Source organism: Chitinophaga skermanii (assembly GCF_003259335.1).
GTDB classification, from domain to species: Bacteria; Bacteroidota; Bacteroidia; order Chitinophagales; family Chitinophagaceae; genus Chitinophaga; species Chitinophaga skermanii.
In genome coordinates this window covers 266,275-282,137 of sequence record NZ_QLLL01000007.1, presented here as the reverse complement: position 1 = coordinate 282,137, position 15,863 = coordinate 266,275, and the positions used below count along the sequence as shown (strand labels likewise).

At 41.5% G+C, this 15,863-nt stretch carries 12 protein-coding genes; 2 read left to right on the top strand and 10 right to left on the bottom strand.

The genetic code is table 11. From position 1 onward, the window contains the following. Positions 1-3: 3 nt before the first annotated feature. From LX64_RS19340 to LX64_RS19295, 10 genes are all read right to left on the bottom strand, one after another. On the bottom strand, positions 4-567 hold the full coding sequence (locus LX64_RS19340) for a cytochrome c oxidase subunit 3 (protein ID WP_111599341.1): 564 nt from the start codon (positions 565-567) through the stop codon (positions 4-6). 11 nt (positions 568-578) lie between these two features. Continuing rightward, positions 579-1,478 carry a heme o synthase gene (gene cyoE / locus LX64_RS19335; RefSeq protein WP_111599340.1) on the bottom strand — a complete coding sequence of 300 codons (900 nt, stop codon included), beginning with the start codon at positions 1,476-1,478 and terminating at the stop codon, positions 579-581. A 71-nt stretch (positions 1,479-1,549) separates the two neighbouring features. Then, positions 1,550-3,376, bottom strand: a complete 1,827-nt coding sequence (locus tag LX64_RS19330) for a cytochrome c oxidase subunit I (RefSeq protein ID WP_111599339.1) — start codon at positions 3,374-3,376, stop codon at positions 1,550-1,552. A 103-nt stretch (positions 3,377-3,479) separates the two neighbouring features. Beyond that, positions 3,480-4,538 (bottom strand): cytochrome c oxidase subunit II, encoded by a 1,059-nt coding sequence (locus LX64_RS19325; RefSeq protein WP_111599338.1) that lies wholly within the window; start codon positions 4,536-4,538, stop codon positions 3,480-3,482. 68 nt (positions 4,539-4,606) lie between these two features. After that, positions 4,607-5,815, bottom strand: coding sequence for a quinol:cytochrome C oxidoreductase (locus tag LX64_RS19320; RefSeq protein ID WP_111599337.1), 1,209 nt, complete (start codon positions 5,813-5,815; stop codon positions 4,607-4,609). 52 nt (positions 5,816-5,867) lie between these two features. After that, entirely contained in the window at positions 5,868-6,473 is a 606-nt protein-coding gene (locus LX64_RS19315) for a c-type cytochrome (RefSeq protein WP_148707393.1), read from the bottom strand. Between the two features lie 42 nt (positions 6,474-6,515). Beyond that, entirely contained in the window at positions 6,516-7,100 is a 585-nt protein-coding gene (locus LX64_RS19310; RefSeq protein ID WP_111599335.1) for a DUF3341 domain-containing protein, read from the bottom strand. Between the two features lie 96 nt (positions 7,101-7,196). After that, positions 7,197-8,630, bottom strand: a complete 1,434-nt coding sequence (gene nrfD, locus LX64_RS19305; protein WP_111599334.1) for an NrfD/PsrC family molybdoenzyme membrane anchor subunit — start codon at positions 8,628-8,630, stop codon at positions 7,197-7,199. Between the two features lie 115 nt (positions 8,631-8,745). Next, the gene (locus tag LX64_RS19300) at positions 8,746-11,847 is read right to left on the bottom strand and encodes a TAT-variant-translocated molybdopterin oxidoreductase (protein ID WP_111599333.1); all 3,102 of its coding nucleotides are present in this window, start codon (positions 11,845-11,847) and stop codon (positions 8,746-8,748) included. A 144-nt stretch (positions 11,848-11,991) separates the two neighbouring features. Continuing rightward, positions 11,992-13,176, bottom strand: coding sequence for a c-type cytochrome (locus LX64_RS19295; protein WP_245952737.1), 1,185 nt, complete (start codon positions 13,174-13,176; stop codon positions 11,992-11,994). Positions 13,177-14,497: 1,321 nt separating this feature from the next. On the opposite strand from LX64_RS19295, the gene purN reads away from it, so the two are divergent. Then, positions 14,498-15,061: a phosphoribosylglycinamide formyltransferase gene (gene purN / locus LX64_RS19290; RefSeq protein ID WP_111599332.1), complete on the top strand. Its 564-nt coding sequence runs from the start codon at positions 14,498-14,500 to the stop codon at positions 15,059-15,061. Between the two features lie 58 nt (positions 15,062-15,119). Then, positions 15,120-15,791 carry a hypothetical protein gene (locus LX64_RS19280; protein ID WP_148707392.1) on the top strand — a complete coding sequence of 224 codons (672 nt, stop codon included), beginning with the start codon at positions 15,120-15,122 and terminating at the stop codon, positions 15,789-15,791. Positions 15,792-15,863 lie beyond the last annotated feature (72 nt).

Here is a 15,863-nt window from a genome sequence, read left to right as displayed (position 1 = left end):
ATATTATCTTGCCAAAGTTAAGAAGATCAGCAGATAGATCCACAAAGCGTCCACGAAGTGCCAGTAAGTAGCTGCTACTTCTAGCGGCACTGGGTTATAGCTCTTTATTGTTGTGCTGTATGCTTTTGCAAAAATAACTGCTAAAGCTACAATACCGCCCAATACGTGTAAGATGTGCATACCGAGGATCACGTAGATAAATGAAGCGGAAACCGGTCCATTCAACGGTAGGTTACGATCGTACATTTGTGTAAAGCCGATATACTGGCATACCGCAAAGCCTAGGCCTAAAATAGCGGTGAGTGTCAGTAATTGCTTATAACGAGCGATATTTCGATCTTTAAATTGCTTTAAAGATAATTGGATTGTTAGACTGCTAGCTAAAATCAAGGCAGTAGAAAGCCAGAAGATATGTGGCAATTCAAAAGCTGTCCAGTTAGCCTGTGCGCGTTTAACCACGTAAGCACTCGTGAATGCAACGAACATCATGGTGATGCTACCCATTGCGATCCATAAAGAGTATTTATGTGGATGAATCTTGTTCCTTTGTGCACTCATTGTTACCATCTCCTCGCTTTTTATTGTTTACCGGCTAATAAAGCCAAGAATGTTATCGCTAGGTAAATATAAGAACCCAACATCAACCTCCTTGCAGATGGTACATCCGATTTCTTCACTAACATCAATGCTAAGTAGAAATAGTAAATACCTGCTAAGATTGTTAAAACAGCTGATATAGGTTGGCAAATATTCAACAAAGAAGGTACGACACCGGCAGGAATCAACAAACCCGCGTATACGGCAGACTGTAAGGCGATCGACCTGTTCGGACCTTTATCCGATGGTAATAACCTGAAACCAGCCCTAGTATAATCGTTATGTGCTACCCAAGCAATTGCCCAGAAGTGAGGGAACTGCCATAAAAATTGGATAGTGAATAACGACCAACCGCCTTCTGAAAATTCTCCAGCCCCGGCTACCCAACCAATTAATGGAGGTAAGGCTCCTGGAAATGCACCGATTAATACGGCGAATGAATTCCATTTCTTCCAAGGTGTATAAACAAAGCCATACAATATCAAGGAAGCTAAGCTTACCCATGCACTCAACCAATTAAAGGCAAAGCCCATGATTAACACACCCGCAACACCCGTAATTACAGCAAAAATAGAAGCTTCCAATACAGAAATTCTACCTGCCGGTAAAGGGCGAGGCGCCGTGCGTGCCATTAACTTGTCGGAGTCTTTTTCAATTACCTGGTTCACAGTACTACCAGAACCCGATACTAAAACACCTCCAAGAAATAATAAAAGAACTTTTGTTACATCAAACCCAACGCCTGGCACCAGCAAGTAAGCCACAACACATGTAAATACAACCAAAAAAGACAGCGTAAACTTCATTAGTTGGAAGTAATCCTTGATCCGGCTTGCTACGGTGTATGAAACAGACAATTTTATGGTATTTTCTTGCAACATTTTATTTCAATATATGAGCTATGTTGCCATAGCTCATATTTCACAATATCGATGTACTACGTATAATCTGCTTAGTGTTTCGACTCATGCGCGCCTACTGGTGTAGTTTGCGGAATGAAGTCAACGCCATCCTTGCTGTAGTCATATGGCCATCTGTGTACTTCAGGAATCTCACCAGGCCAGTTACCGTGACCAGGATTGATTGGTGTAGACCATTCCAACGTTGTTGCACCCCATGGGTTCAACTCTGTTACTTTACGGCCTTTGTACATGCTATAGAAGTAGTTCACTACGAACAACAACTGAGCAAAGAATACAATGATTACTACAGATGAAATGAAATGGTTTAATTCAGCGAATTGCTTAAATGATTCCCAAGTAGAATAGTCATAATATCTACGTGGCATACCAGCCATACCTTCGTAGTGCATTGGCCAGAAGATCAAGTAAGCACCTACCAATGTTACATAGAAGTGAATGTAAGCAATGGTATTGTTCATATAACGACCAAACATTTTAGGGAACCAATGATAGATACCCGCGAACATACCGAAGAAGGCAGATACACCCATTACGATGTGGAAGTGCGCAATTACGAAGTATGTATCGTGTAAGTGGATATCGATAGAAGAGTTACCTAACCAGATACCTGTTAAACCACCAGAGATGAAAGTACTTACGAAACCGATAGAGAAAAGGGCAGCAGGCGTAAAGCGAATATTACCCTTCCAAATCGTAGTAAGCCAGTTGAACACCTTGATGGCCGAAGGAACGGCGATCAATAACGTTAAGAGTACGAATACGGAACCCAAGAACGGATTCAAACCAGTTACGAACATGTGGTGAGCCCATACCAAGAACGCCAAAATAACGATCGCGAACATGGAACCAACCATCGCTAAGTAACCGAAGATAGGTTTACGTGAGTTAACCGCCAAGATCTCAGATACCATACCCATCGCAGGAAGGATGATGATATATACCTCAGGGTGACCCAAGAACCAGAATAAGTGTTGATATAAAATCGCAGAACCACCTTCGTTCGGTAATGCTTTACCAGCTACAAACAAATCAGATAAGTAGAAGCTAGTACCAGCATGACGATCGAACAATAATAAGATAGCACCAGATAATAATACAGGGAATGATAATACGCCCAATACAGCTGTGAAGAAGAATGACCAGATAGACAATGGCATTTTCGTCATGCTCATACCTTTGGTACGCATGTTCAAAATAGTTGAAATGTAGTTCAAGCTACCTAATAACGATGATACAATGAACAACGCCATAGAGATCAACCATAAGTCCATACCGATTTTAGAACCGATGGAAGCATCGCCCAAAGCACTCAATGGAGGATAAGATGTCCAACCACCAGATGCAGGACCTGTTTGAACAAATAAAGAACTCATCATCACCATGCTCGCTAAAAAGAAGAACCAGTAGCTAAGCATATTCATGAAAGGAGACGCCATATCACGGGCACCTACTTGCAATGGAATTAAGAAGTTTGAGAACGTACCTGTTAAACCTGCTGTTAATACAAAGAATACAAGGATCGTACCGTGCATCGTTACCAATGCATAGTAAGCCTCAGGTGAAATTCTACCGCCTTTTGCCCAATGACCCAAAATGCTTTCGAGCCAAGGGAACGTTGCATCAGGATAACCTAATTGCAAACGAAACAGTACTGAAAATAATGCGCCGATGATAGCCCAGATAATACCTGTTAAAAGGTACTGCTTAGCAATCATTTTATGATCCAAACTGAAGATGTACTTCGAAATGAAGCTGTCCTCATGATGGTGGTCATGGCCATGACCATCGTGGTGATCGTGTGTCATTGCGCCGTGCACTCCCTCATGTTGACTGTGCAATGTTGCTTCGTTACTCATAATCGGTTCTGTTTATTAAAGGGCCAAAAACGGGGCAAATCGTTGTTGGCAATTATTGCTTGAATATTTTAAAATCTCTCTCAAAAACTAATCAATCACAAAATTAGTGCTTTGCTTCAGCTACTACTTTTTTAGCAGCAGTGCTATCAGCAGCTGGTTTTGCTTCTGTAGCTGGAGCAGCAGGAGCGTCATCAGCGTGAGCGATGTCGTATTGTGATTTTTGTTTAGCGTACCATGCATCAAACTCCTCTTGCGTTTCTACGATGATGTTAGCTTTCATTGAGTAGTGACCTACACCGCACATCTGGTCGCAAGAAATTTCATATACGAAGTCAGGATTACCTGTTTTTTCCTTCATTTGTTTTGTCGTGAACTTAGGAGTAAACCACAAAGTTGTTGGAATACCAGGCACCGCATCCATTTTCAAACGGAAGTGAGGAAGACCAACGTCGTGGATTACATCACGAGAACCGATGATTAATTTCACTGGTTTACCTACTACTAAGTGCATTTCGGTAGCCATGAAGTCATCTTTGTTCAAGTTATCTTCCCAATCTTGACCAACAGGGTTGTTGATTTCGTTGATAAGGTGGAAGTTTTTACGGCCCATTAAGCCGTCTTTACCAGGGTAGCGAATCAACCAGTTAAATTGTTTACCTGTGATTTCTACTACCATTGCATCTTTTGGAGCGTCTGAAGTGATACGGTACCAGTGACGGATACCGAAAGCAACCAATACTGTTAATACGATTGCTGGAACAGCGGTCCAAAGAAGTTCCAATTTATTATTGTGAGGATAATAAAATGCTTTTCTACCTTCTTTCTCTTGGTATTTGAATGAGAACCAGAAAAGAAGAATTTGAGTGGCTACGAAAACGATACCCGTGATGGCTAACGTTACGTAGATCATTTGATCAATACCTTCACCATGGTCGGATGCTGCTTCTCCTAAGATTTTATCCTTTAAGAGATCATTACACCACCATACACCGATCAGTCCTAAGATCAGGAACGCAATCAACAAGAAACCGTTAATACGGTTGCTTTGAGAACGCGCATTTTTTTCTCCCTTCAGAATGGACACATACTCGCTAGCCTTCGAGATCTGGAAGATGACCACGAATATGAGGACAACAACTAAGACTGCTAAAAATCCTGACATTGCTATTTGAAATAATTAAGTTATCTAATTGCTTTACGTTGTTTCTTACTTACAATCCCAACACACGATTAGGTGTGGTGAATGATTGATTCTCTTAAGTAAGGATGATTTTTTGGTGTTAAAGGCGCTTTTGTTAATTGACGACCAGCTAATAGCATGATCAAACCAACAAAACCAACACCAATACCTAACTCAAACCATGGGAAATGTAATTCATTGTTTGAAGTTGCCGGTGCTACCATTTGGAAGAAATCCACCCAGTGACCAACAATGATCAATACAGAAATGAATACAAGTGCTGTATAGTTACGTTTAACGCTACGTTTCATCAAGAATAACAACGGCACAATAAAGTTAACGATCAAGTTAAGGAAGAATACAGGTCTGAATTCACCCCAAACACGTGGTTGGAAGTAAACTGTTTCCTCAGGCATATTCGCGTACCAGATCAACATATATTGTGAGAACCAGAGGTAAGTCCAGAAAATGCTGAATGCAAATAAGAATTTACCAAGGTCATGCATATGCTCTTCGTTTACGTTTGGTAAGTAGCCTTTTGATTTCAAATAAACTACGAACAAAACGATTACAGCGATACCAGATACCCAAGTAGAAGCAAATGTGTACCAGCTGTACATAGTTGAGAACCAATGGGCATCAATGCTCATCAACCACAACCATGGTGTAGTAGAACCAACGCTCAAAGAGAATACTACAATGAAACCTGCACACCAAACGGTGTTTCTCCAAACCAATTTCTTGCTTAAGTCTGGTGTCATTGTCCATGTATCTTCTTCTAACGACATTCTACGAATTTTCACCGTAAAGAATGACCAAAGACCTAAAGTTAAAACTAAGGCTACTGTAAAGAAGGTAGGATTTAAAAATGCGCTTTTCCAACTTAATAAGCGATCGTGTTCAACGTGCTCTTTGTTTACCCAGTGGTAGATGTGTTCTTGACCACCATAAACAATTGCCATTAAAACTACGAAAGTGATAATTGCCATTACTGGCACTACCATTGAAATAGCTTCTGGTACCCTACGGAAGCTGATTTGCCAACCGCCATGAGCCAGGGTTGTAACGCCAATGAAAAAGGTACTCGCAAGCGTTACCAACATGAAGAATGATACGTTTTGCAACAAACCTGCCCAAAAACGTGTACTATGTTCGCCATGAAATACGAAGAACCCGATCAATAAAGTCAGCAAGCCAATAGCCAAAAGCACGAAGCTGGTCGTTTTAAATCTTGCCGGTACTACAAATTGGTCTTTCATTACTGTATATTAAAATACTTAATAGAAATTCTGTTAATTAATAAACCGCTAATTACTTAGCAGTTGAGTCTGCCGTTGCTGCTGGTGCTGCTGCTGCTACTACCGCAGTTTCCGGATGTTGTACGCTCTTAATATAAGCAACTACTTTCCAACGTTGTTCTCTATCGAGTTGACTAGCGTAGCTACCCATCATGTTGAAACCGTAAGTAATAACATGGAAGATGCGTCCTTCAGAGTACGCTGCTACTTTACCTGCTAAGAAGTTAGCTGGAGCAGCAGAGTATGGACCAGAACCACCATTGTAAAGAGGTCCGTTACCATCCAATTTTTGACCATGGCAGATACCACAGTAAATATCAAATAAGCGTTTACCTTCTGCAAGGTCAGCCGCAGTTAAGTTCACCAGTGGATTCTTCATTGCGTTTGCCTGTGCAGTATCTGCTTCTTTCAAATGGTAAGGCAACATTTCCCCTCTTTTCACTGTACCTTCCACGGGCTTCATATTGGCTAATTTGCCATTATAAAATTCATATGCGCGGGATTCGTACATATCTGGCATATAAATCTTGCCGGGCTTTCTGTGATCCTTGCCGCAAGCTGCTAGGAGTGCTCCGCCAGCCAAAGCAGCTACAATCAATATGTTGGAAGTCCTTTTCATCAATTTATTTATTACTTACTTTCTAGTCTTATTAGTTGAATATTAAGCAGTTACTGCTTTATTATAGAAGGTATCTTCTTTGTCATACCTACCAAACCACCAGCCAGTTTCAGCTACTTGCTCGTTGATTTCTTTTGCACCAACGCTCGCTAAAAACGCTTTCACTTCTTCTGCATTCGTTTTTTCAGTAACCTCGATCGCCATAATCATCAAATCATCTGTTTGACGAGGGTGGAAGATGTGTTTCTTTACGAATGGTGCCAATTGGCAGAGATAACAAAATGTAAGTACCATACCCACTGCTGCAAATAATACTGTTAACTCGAAAGTAATCGGGATGAATGCAGGTAATGGGAAGTGTGGCTTACCACCAATGTTCATTGGCCAGTCTGTTGTAAACACCCAGCTCATGAATGATAATGCCGTTGTGGTACCTGTGATACCATAAATGAAACCCGCTGTATGCAAGCTAGTTTCACGTAAACCCATTGCATGGTCTAAACCATGGATTGGGAAAGGCGTGTATACGTCGTGAATCTTGTAACCCGCAGTTCTCACTTTCTTCACTGCTGGAAACAATACTGCTTCATCATCAAAGCTTCCGACAACAAATTTTTTTACAGCCATATGATTGATAAATTCAAATTCCTTTTAATACTGTTTCTTTCCTGGTTTGTAGTAGATGTTTCTCTTCACTTCTTCAATTACACCACATCCTAACTACTAGTGGTGATGAGCGTCGTGCTCGAATTTCTCGATGCTAGATTCTTCCAACGCCACCATTTTATTCTTATAACTTTCACCGCTCACTTTGAGGATGCTCTTAATTTCCGCAACCGCAATTACTGGGAAGTATTTAGAGAATAAGAAGAAGCATGTAAAGAATAAACCAAATGTACCAATGTAGAAACCTAACTCAGGCCAAGATGGACGGTAGTACGACCAGCTCGATGGTAAATAGTCACGGTACAATGAAGTACAGATAATTACGAAACGTTCGAACCACATACCGATGTTTACGATGATAGACATCACAAACGTTACAGCGATGTTCCTTCTCATTTTACGGAACCAGAACACCTGTGGAGAAATTACGTTACAAGACATCATGATCCAGTAAGACCAACCTAAAGGACCAGCTGCACGGAATTTGTAGAAAGTATCGAATTCGTATGGGTTACCACCGTACCAAGCCATAAACAACTCGGTTAAGTAAGCAACACCCACAATAGAACCCGTTAATACAATCACCTTGTTCATCGCTTCGATGTGACCCATCGTGATGTAATCTTCCAAGCCCATGATTTTACGACAGATGATCAACAAGGTTTGCACCATCGCGAAACCAGAGAAGATCGCACCTGCTACGAAGTAAGGAGGGAAGATAGTGGTGTGCCAACCAGGAATTACAGAAGTAGCAAAGTCAAAAGATACAATCGTGTGTACAGAAAGTACCAACGGCGTAGATAAACCTGCCAATACTAATGATAATGCCTCGTGACGTTGCCAGTGTTTGGTAGAACCAGTCCAACCAAATGAAGCAACACCGTATAATAACTTACGTAATTTAGTTTTTGCTCTATCACGTACAGTGGCGAAATCTGGAATCAAACCTGAATACCAGAACAACAACGATACTGTGAAGTAAGTAGAGATCGCAAATACGTCCCACAACAATGGTGAGTTAAAGTTCACCCATAATGGGCCACGCGTATTTGGATAAGGTAATACGAAGAATGCCATCCATACACGACCCATGTGGAAGATCGGGAACTGGCCCGCACACATTACCGCGAAGATGGTCATCGCCTCAGCTGCACGGTTTACACCTGTACGCCAGCCTTGACGGAATAACATTAAGATGGCGGAAATCAATGTACCGGCGTGACCGATACCTACCCACCATACGAAGTTGGTAATATCCCAACCCCAACCAATGGTCTTATTCAAGTTCCACACACCTGTACCGTAGTAAACTTCCCAGGTTACAGAGAAGACACCGAATAACAATAATACTATCGAAATAGCAAAGCCTACATACCACAGTTTACCAGGTTTGGCTTCAATAGGAGCAATGATATCTTCCGTTACCTGGTGATAATCCTTAACCCCATCTACTAATGGTTCTCTCAGTGTGGATTCGTACTTTAAATGCATAGTGTTTTAAGCTTTTAGCCAATAATTGTTTACACTACTAGCCGTTACTTTTTTAATCCTGTTCTCTTCCTTTGAATTTAGCAAGGTACCTGAGGCACCTTGCTAAAAAGTTATGTTAGTGATGAGCCGCCTCTTTGTGCGCTTCCGCTCCGTGACCGTGAGCTTCTGCTTTAGGTGCAGCATCTTTGTTTCTGATTTTTGCCAAGTAGTTGATAGAAGGCAACACGTGCGTTTCTTCCAATACGTAGTACAAACGATCTGTTTGTAATTCGTTTCTCAACTTGTAAATAGCAGAGTCTTTATCGTTTACGTTACCGAATACGATCGCATCAGCTGAACATGCTTGTTGACATGCAGTTTTAGCAGCACCATCTTTCATTGGGTGACCCGCTTTCTTAGCAGCCAATTTCGCATCTTGTAAACGCTGTACGCAGAATGAACATTTTTCCATTGTACCACGTGCACGAACCACTACATCTGGGTTCAATACCATACGTGTTAAATCGTCGTTCATATCGCCAGTGTCGTGCAAGTTACCTTCAAAGCTATCAGCACCGTTCCAGTCTCTCCAGTTAAAGCGACGAACTTTGTAAGGACAGTTGTTCGCGCAATAACGTGTACCGATACAACGGTTGTAAGCCATCTGGTTAATACCTTCAGAACTGTGGTTTGTTGCTGCTACAGGACAAACGTTTTCACAAGGTGCGTTGTCACAGTGTTGACAAAGCATTGGTTGGAACACTACTTCTGGATTGTTTTCGTCGCCACTGAAGTAACGATCGATACGGAGCCAGTGCATTTCGTGTGCTAACACAACTTGTTCTTTACCTACTACAGATACGTTGTTTTCAGCTTGACAAGCGATTGTACAAGCACCGCAACCGAAGCAAGTGTTCAAGTCGATCGACATACCCCATTTAATACCGAGGTTTGTGTGTTGATCTCTGTACAAAGTAGCATCTCTACGGAAATCTTTACCATAGTGCTCTAACGCCTCTCTATCAGCATTTACTTCTTTAGGATTCTTGATGAATTCTTCCAAAGTAGTTTCTTTAACGATAGGGCGACCTTCGTAGCTATTGTGAGTTTGTGTTAAACCGATTGGATACATTTTACCTGCGTCTTCAGCAGTTGCAGATGTGCTGAAGTAATCGAAGGTAGTACCGTTAAAGGATACGAATGGATAAGCGTTTTGACCAACTTCACCCGCAGCTTTACCGATATTTTCTTTTTTACCACGACCGTAACCAACAGCGATAGCGATTACTTCTTTGTGGATACCTGGAAGGATCAACAATGGTAATTCAACTTCTTTGCCGTTAGCTTTGATTTTCAATACTTTTTTCTCAGCATGAATTTCATAGTCGTCACCTAATACGCGGCTATTTAATTTTTTAGCGAGCGTGTTAGAAATTAAAGCGTAGTTATCCCAAGTAGAGCGCGTGATTGGATCAGGCATTTCTTGTAACCATGGGTTGTTGGCTTCTTTACCATTACCGATGGCAACTTTTTCATACAATACCAATTCCAATTCGCCACCTTTCTTCGTAGGAATTTTAGCAGCTGCATCAGCAACATTGCCGCTGAATGTAGCACCACCTAAAGCAGGCGCAGTAGCTGGTTCAATCACACCGTCTTGCAATGCTTTATCCCATGCTTCTTGCGAACCTAATTTAGCGATCCACGCAGATTTTAAGTAGTCTTCCCAAACAGTTGGGTTGCTAGTCCAAGTCAACAATGATTGCTCGAATGCTCTTGTTTTGAACAATGGCGCGATTGTTGGTTGGATGAAGCTATAATAACCAGATTTAGCTTCAACATCACCCCAGCTTTCCAAGTAATGGTGAGCAGGTACAATGTATTTAACTAATTCAGTTGTTTCGTCGTAACGATCGTTGAAAGAGATAGTAGTCGCTACTTTCGCTAAACCGGCTTTGAACTTAGCTGCATCGAAGTAATCGTATACTGGGTTTGCACCGTATACTAATAATGCACCTACAGTACCAGCGTTCATGTCTTCTACCAATTTCACCATGTCGCTATCGATACCTTGACGGTAGTTAGCGGTTGTGTTCCAATCGATAGTAGTACCATTAGCACCTGCGAGGTTGTTGATAGCGTTCACGATGATTTGGATATTCACATCGTTAGAACCAGCAACTACAAGCGTTTTGCCTTGGTTTTCTTTGATCGCTTTTGCAGCTTTCGCGATACCTTCTTTCAAACGTGCATCGCTGATAGCTGGCGCAGAAACCGCACCACCCAAAGCAGCGTACAAGTTCAATACCACAGCACCTAATTCAGATGGTCTGTGTGTATATCTTTCATCAGCGTTTGCACCAGTTAAGCTCATTGTGCTTTCGAAAGCAAAATGTTTAGACATTTCTGGTTTCGCTTGGTTGATCTTACGGGTTTCGCCGAATTGTTTCGTAAACTCAGCAGGGTTTAACCAAGTACCTAAGAAATCGGCACCGAAGTTAACTACTACTTTAGCGTTTTCGAAGTGGTAAGAAGGCAAAGCTCTTTTACCGTAAGAAGCTTCATTCGCGAGGATCATACCTGCGTAAGAAACTGTATCATATGTAACATGACGAGAGCCTGGGTATTTCGCCAAGAACTCACCAATTACTTTTTTAGTAGAAGGAGAGGTAATAGTTGAAGTCAACAAAACCGCTGTTTTACCTGCTAAAGCAGCCAAAATAGCTTTGTCGATTTCAGCAAAACCTTGCTCTTGCAAACCATCTTTATTACCTGGTTTGCTATTGATAGCCGGGAAACGTAAACGTGCTACGTCGTACAAGCCCAATACAGAACCTTGTACACGCGCAGTTGTAGAACCACCGGTTACAGTTGACAAGTCATTACCTTCAATCTTGATCGGGCGACCTTCACGAGTTTTAACAACTACAGGTACGAATTCCCCATCTTGAACGTAAGTTGAAGCATATAAATTCGGTACACCAGGCGTAATATCTTCTGGTTTATTTACATAAGGAATGGCCTTCTTAACCGGGATTTCGCAGCTCGCAGCAATTGTAGCGGCAGCTGTGGTAAACCCTAGGTATTTTAAGAAATCCCTACGAGGGGTAGTAGCATTCAACAGGCTTTCACTCTCTTCAAAAGGGAGTTCGTCCCTGAATTCGTTAGCCACAGCTTCTTGATGCGAAGCGGTATTGTGCAACTCCTCCAAGCCTTTCCAATACTTTTTTTGCTCCATGTTATTATTAACGAGTTACGATTTACAATTTGTTCTTTCTTCTCGCGCCCCTTCCTTATCAGTTCAGACGTAAGGCACGCTTCTTATACCAGGTTCCAAAACAATGGTTGCATAAAGTAATTTATGCAACCGTTGCTCAGAGTATTAGTAGTGACATTTTTGACATTCAGTACCACCAACCATTTCTACTGTTACACTGTCAATTTTCTTATTCTTGATGTCTTCGTGTAATTTTTCGAAAATGCTGTAGTATTTGTTATCAGCGAACTGAACTTTAGTAGTACGGTGACAGTTTACGCACCATCCCATTGAAAGGTCAGCGAACTGATGAACTTCATCCATTTCTTGGATAGGGCCGTGACAAGTTTGACATTGTACTTTACCGGCAACTACGTGTTGAGAGTGGTTGAAGTAAACGTGATCAGGTAAGTTGTGGATTTTAACCCATTCGATAGGTTTACCAGGCTTCGTATATTTCTGAGCGCTAGCATCCCAACCGATCGCGTCGTATAATTTGTGGATTTCTGCTGTACCGTTCACTTTTTTACCTTCAGCAGTAAACAAGTCTGGACCTGTATACTCGTTGATAGCTTTGTGACAGTTCATACACACGTTTTCAGAAGGAATCATAGCAACTTTACCTTTCTCTGCAGAAGAGTGGCAATACAAACAGTTGATCTGGTTGATTCCAGCGTGTACTTTGTGAGAGTAGAAGATAGGTTGTTCTGGCATATAGTCTTGTTGACGACCTAAGCCAATGGCACCTTGAATAGTAAAGTAACCACCTACCATGAATAATATTACGATCACTAAAGCGATGTATGCTTTGTTACGGTAGAACGGAACTGGTTCTGGAACTTTATCGCCAGTTTTATCAGCTGCTAACTTGTGTAAGTTAGAGTTGATTTGCATTAAGATGATCGCTACAACCGCTAAGATCAAGGTAACGATACCGAAGATCAAGCTATTGCTAGAAGAATCATCAGCAGCTGCTGCTGTTGCTGTACCTTCTACTTTTGGACCAGCAGCTCCCTTTTTTTCTTCATCCGCTACGTAAGCAAGGATGTTGTCGATATCAGCGTCAGTGAAAGACTCGAACGAAGTCATGGCTGTTTTGTTATAAGCCAAGTACAAATCATTCGCGTACTTATCACCGGTAGCTAGTACCTTTTGAGAGTTTTTGATCCAAGCATGGAGCAATTTCTTATCTGCCCATCTACCTTCTACACCAGCAAGTGCAGGACCGGTTAATTTCTTATGAACATTGTGACAACTAGCGCAATTAGCCTGGAATAAGGCTTTACCAGCAGCTGGATCAGCAGCACTCACAGTCAATGTTGAAAGTACTAGACCAGCGCATAGGATAAAGACACTCACAAAATGCTTGCGCAAACGAATGGAAACACGACGATACACAGTCTATATTAGTTTAGATTTGACCAAAGATTCCTTAAAAGTGCTCGCAAAAATAAGACAGAATGTTGACAATTTCCCAACAATCCTAAAAAACTTTTACTAGCCTATATGCTTATAAATAACTAATGTTAATTCAATAAAGTGAAGTGAAAAGCCTTGCTGTAGCCGATTTAAAGCCATTCGAACATCTACGATTTGTTGTAAACAAACATCCCAACGTATAAGATATACTTATGCGATTGGATGTTAACAACTATAAATTACAATATCTATCGCGCTATATGCCGAGCCTGGCGATTGAGAGTTTGCCTTTTGCAAAACAGTGCCTTCCTTACCAATTTAACCCGACCAAATTAGTAAATGTTAAAATTCCGTTTCCTGACTTAAATCATATTTCTACGAAAATTGTCATTATTTCTTCACGTGGTGGAATATGGACTGTTGCTAGTTTTTTGTTGTAATGCCCCGTCTATACAGCGTGTAAAGCGATAAATCTCTCGAAAACAAAAAGTGGCGGTACATTGATGCTCCCCCTTAGATTGTTGGTTCTTTTTTGGGTCTTCTTTTCCTTATGCCGATTGCCTGGGTGTTCAAGTACCAGTTTTACCTCTTACCGTTTAACAAGTTTGAATGCTGAATGGTTTACCATGTACGGAATAGTTTTCCACCTACATGCTAAATGTTGGTTTACGCATACCTTCTTTTATTTAGTCGCAATCACACCTTCAAGGTGCATATATATACAAAAGCCTTTAACAACCCTTTGACTTCCCTTTGACGACCCTTTGAAAAGCCTTTGAAATGCCTTTGACTTGCCTTTGGGAGACTTTGGCTTCCCTTTGAAAGACTTTACCCTGCCTTTGAAAGACTTTGGCTTTACTTAACACTTATTCGACTAGTCGCTATTAAACACTATCAAAAAAACACCCAAAGGGGCCAATTGCGGCACATAATTAGAAAAATCAAAAAAACCGCTCCCTGGAACCCACCACTGGCTTAGGTGATGTCGGTGAAATGTCAACAAAAGACTTACTTAACCCTTACTAACACTGGGGGTTTGTCGGTAAAATGTCGGAGGAGAGTCGGTAGAGTGTCGGTAGGGAGTCGGTGGGAAGTCGGTGAGCGCGTGGTGAAAGAATGGCTATCTATATATTATTATATAGTAGTCCGTTGGTTTTCAGCATCTATTGTCGGAATTCACCCCAATTTGCAATCATTTCCTATTTTTGCAGCCATGAAAAATATCGCGATTTTCGCTTCAGGTGCTGGCAGTAATGCGCAAAAGATCATCGATCACTTCCGTGGGAAAGGAACCGTTAACGTAAAATACATTCTTTGTAATAAACCCGGTGCCGGGATCTTCGATATCGCGGAACGAGAAAATATTCCTGCCATCCTCATCGAAAAGGAACAGTTCTTCCGTGGCGATACTTATGTAAAGCTCCTCCAAGAAGCGAATATCGATTTAATTGTATTGGCAGGCTTCCTATGGAAGGTGCCTACCAACCTCGTACAAGCTTTTCCAAATAAAATCATCAATATCCATCCAGCACTTTTACCAAAATACGGTGGTAAAGGGATGTATGGTCACTTCGTGCACGAAGCAGTAGTGGCTGCACAAGAAAAAGAAAGCGGTATCACCATTCACTATGTAAACGAACATTACGACGAAGGTGCTCCCATTCTACAAGAACGCTGCGAAGTGCTTTCAACCGATTCTCCTACCGATGTAGCGAAGAAAGTACAAGTACTCGAACATCAATGGTTCCCCGTAATTGTGGAACGATTATTGTCATAATTTAATATGATACCAGCGCCCATTTTTGCTGGTCCGTTGGCCTTTCATGTTCATTCGTATGAAGAAACTTGTTATCATCCTTATTACTATTTTATCGTGTAATATTTGCGCGAAAGCACAAGACAACACAAGTTCAAAACGACGTACCACTACCATCAAGGTGAATCCTACAACGCTGATTAACGAGCTGGATCTTTATCTTGAACAAGAGTTATCGTCGAAAATGAGCTTGGAAATCGGCATTACAGGTATTTATACCGATTACCCCGATTACGTGCTTTCGAAACGAATCGACATTGGCCAGAAAAAACCCAATATTACCACGGAACAGTTTGTAGATGGTATTGGCTTCGGGGTCAGAGCTGGTTTACGTTGGTATATTTTCGCACCCGAAGGCACACAACATGCCAGCGGAACTTATTTTCAACCGAACTTATTTTATAAACGGGTGTTTTACCCAGCAGAAGACTACGTTTTCAATAATACCACCTACAAAGAAGATGCGCACAAGGATGTATACGGTATCCAATTGCTACTCGGTCGCCAGTACAGGCGCCAACGTTTAGTGTTCGACCCGTATATAGGCGTAGGTTTAAGAGCGAAAGTATACCGGTACGACAACTACACAGAAGTCGACAATAACATGTTACGGAAGGACCGGGGCCAACTGGTAAGTATATTACCCAGCTTGCACCTTGGCGTAAAAGTGGGATTGAACTTGAAGAATTAGCAGAATAATTGCTCCATAATAGTATAAGCCTGCAGTAAAGTGTAAAAACTTTATGCAGGCTTTTTTTATTGT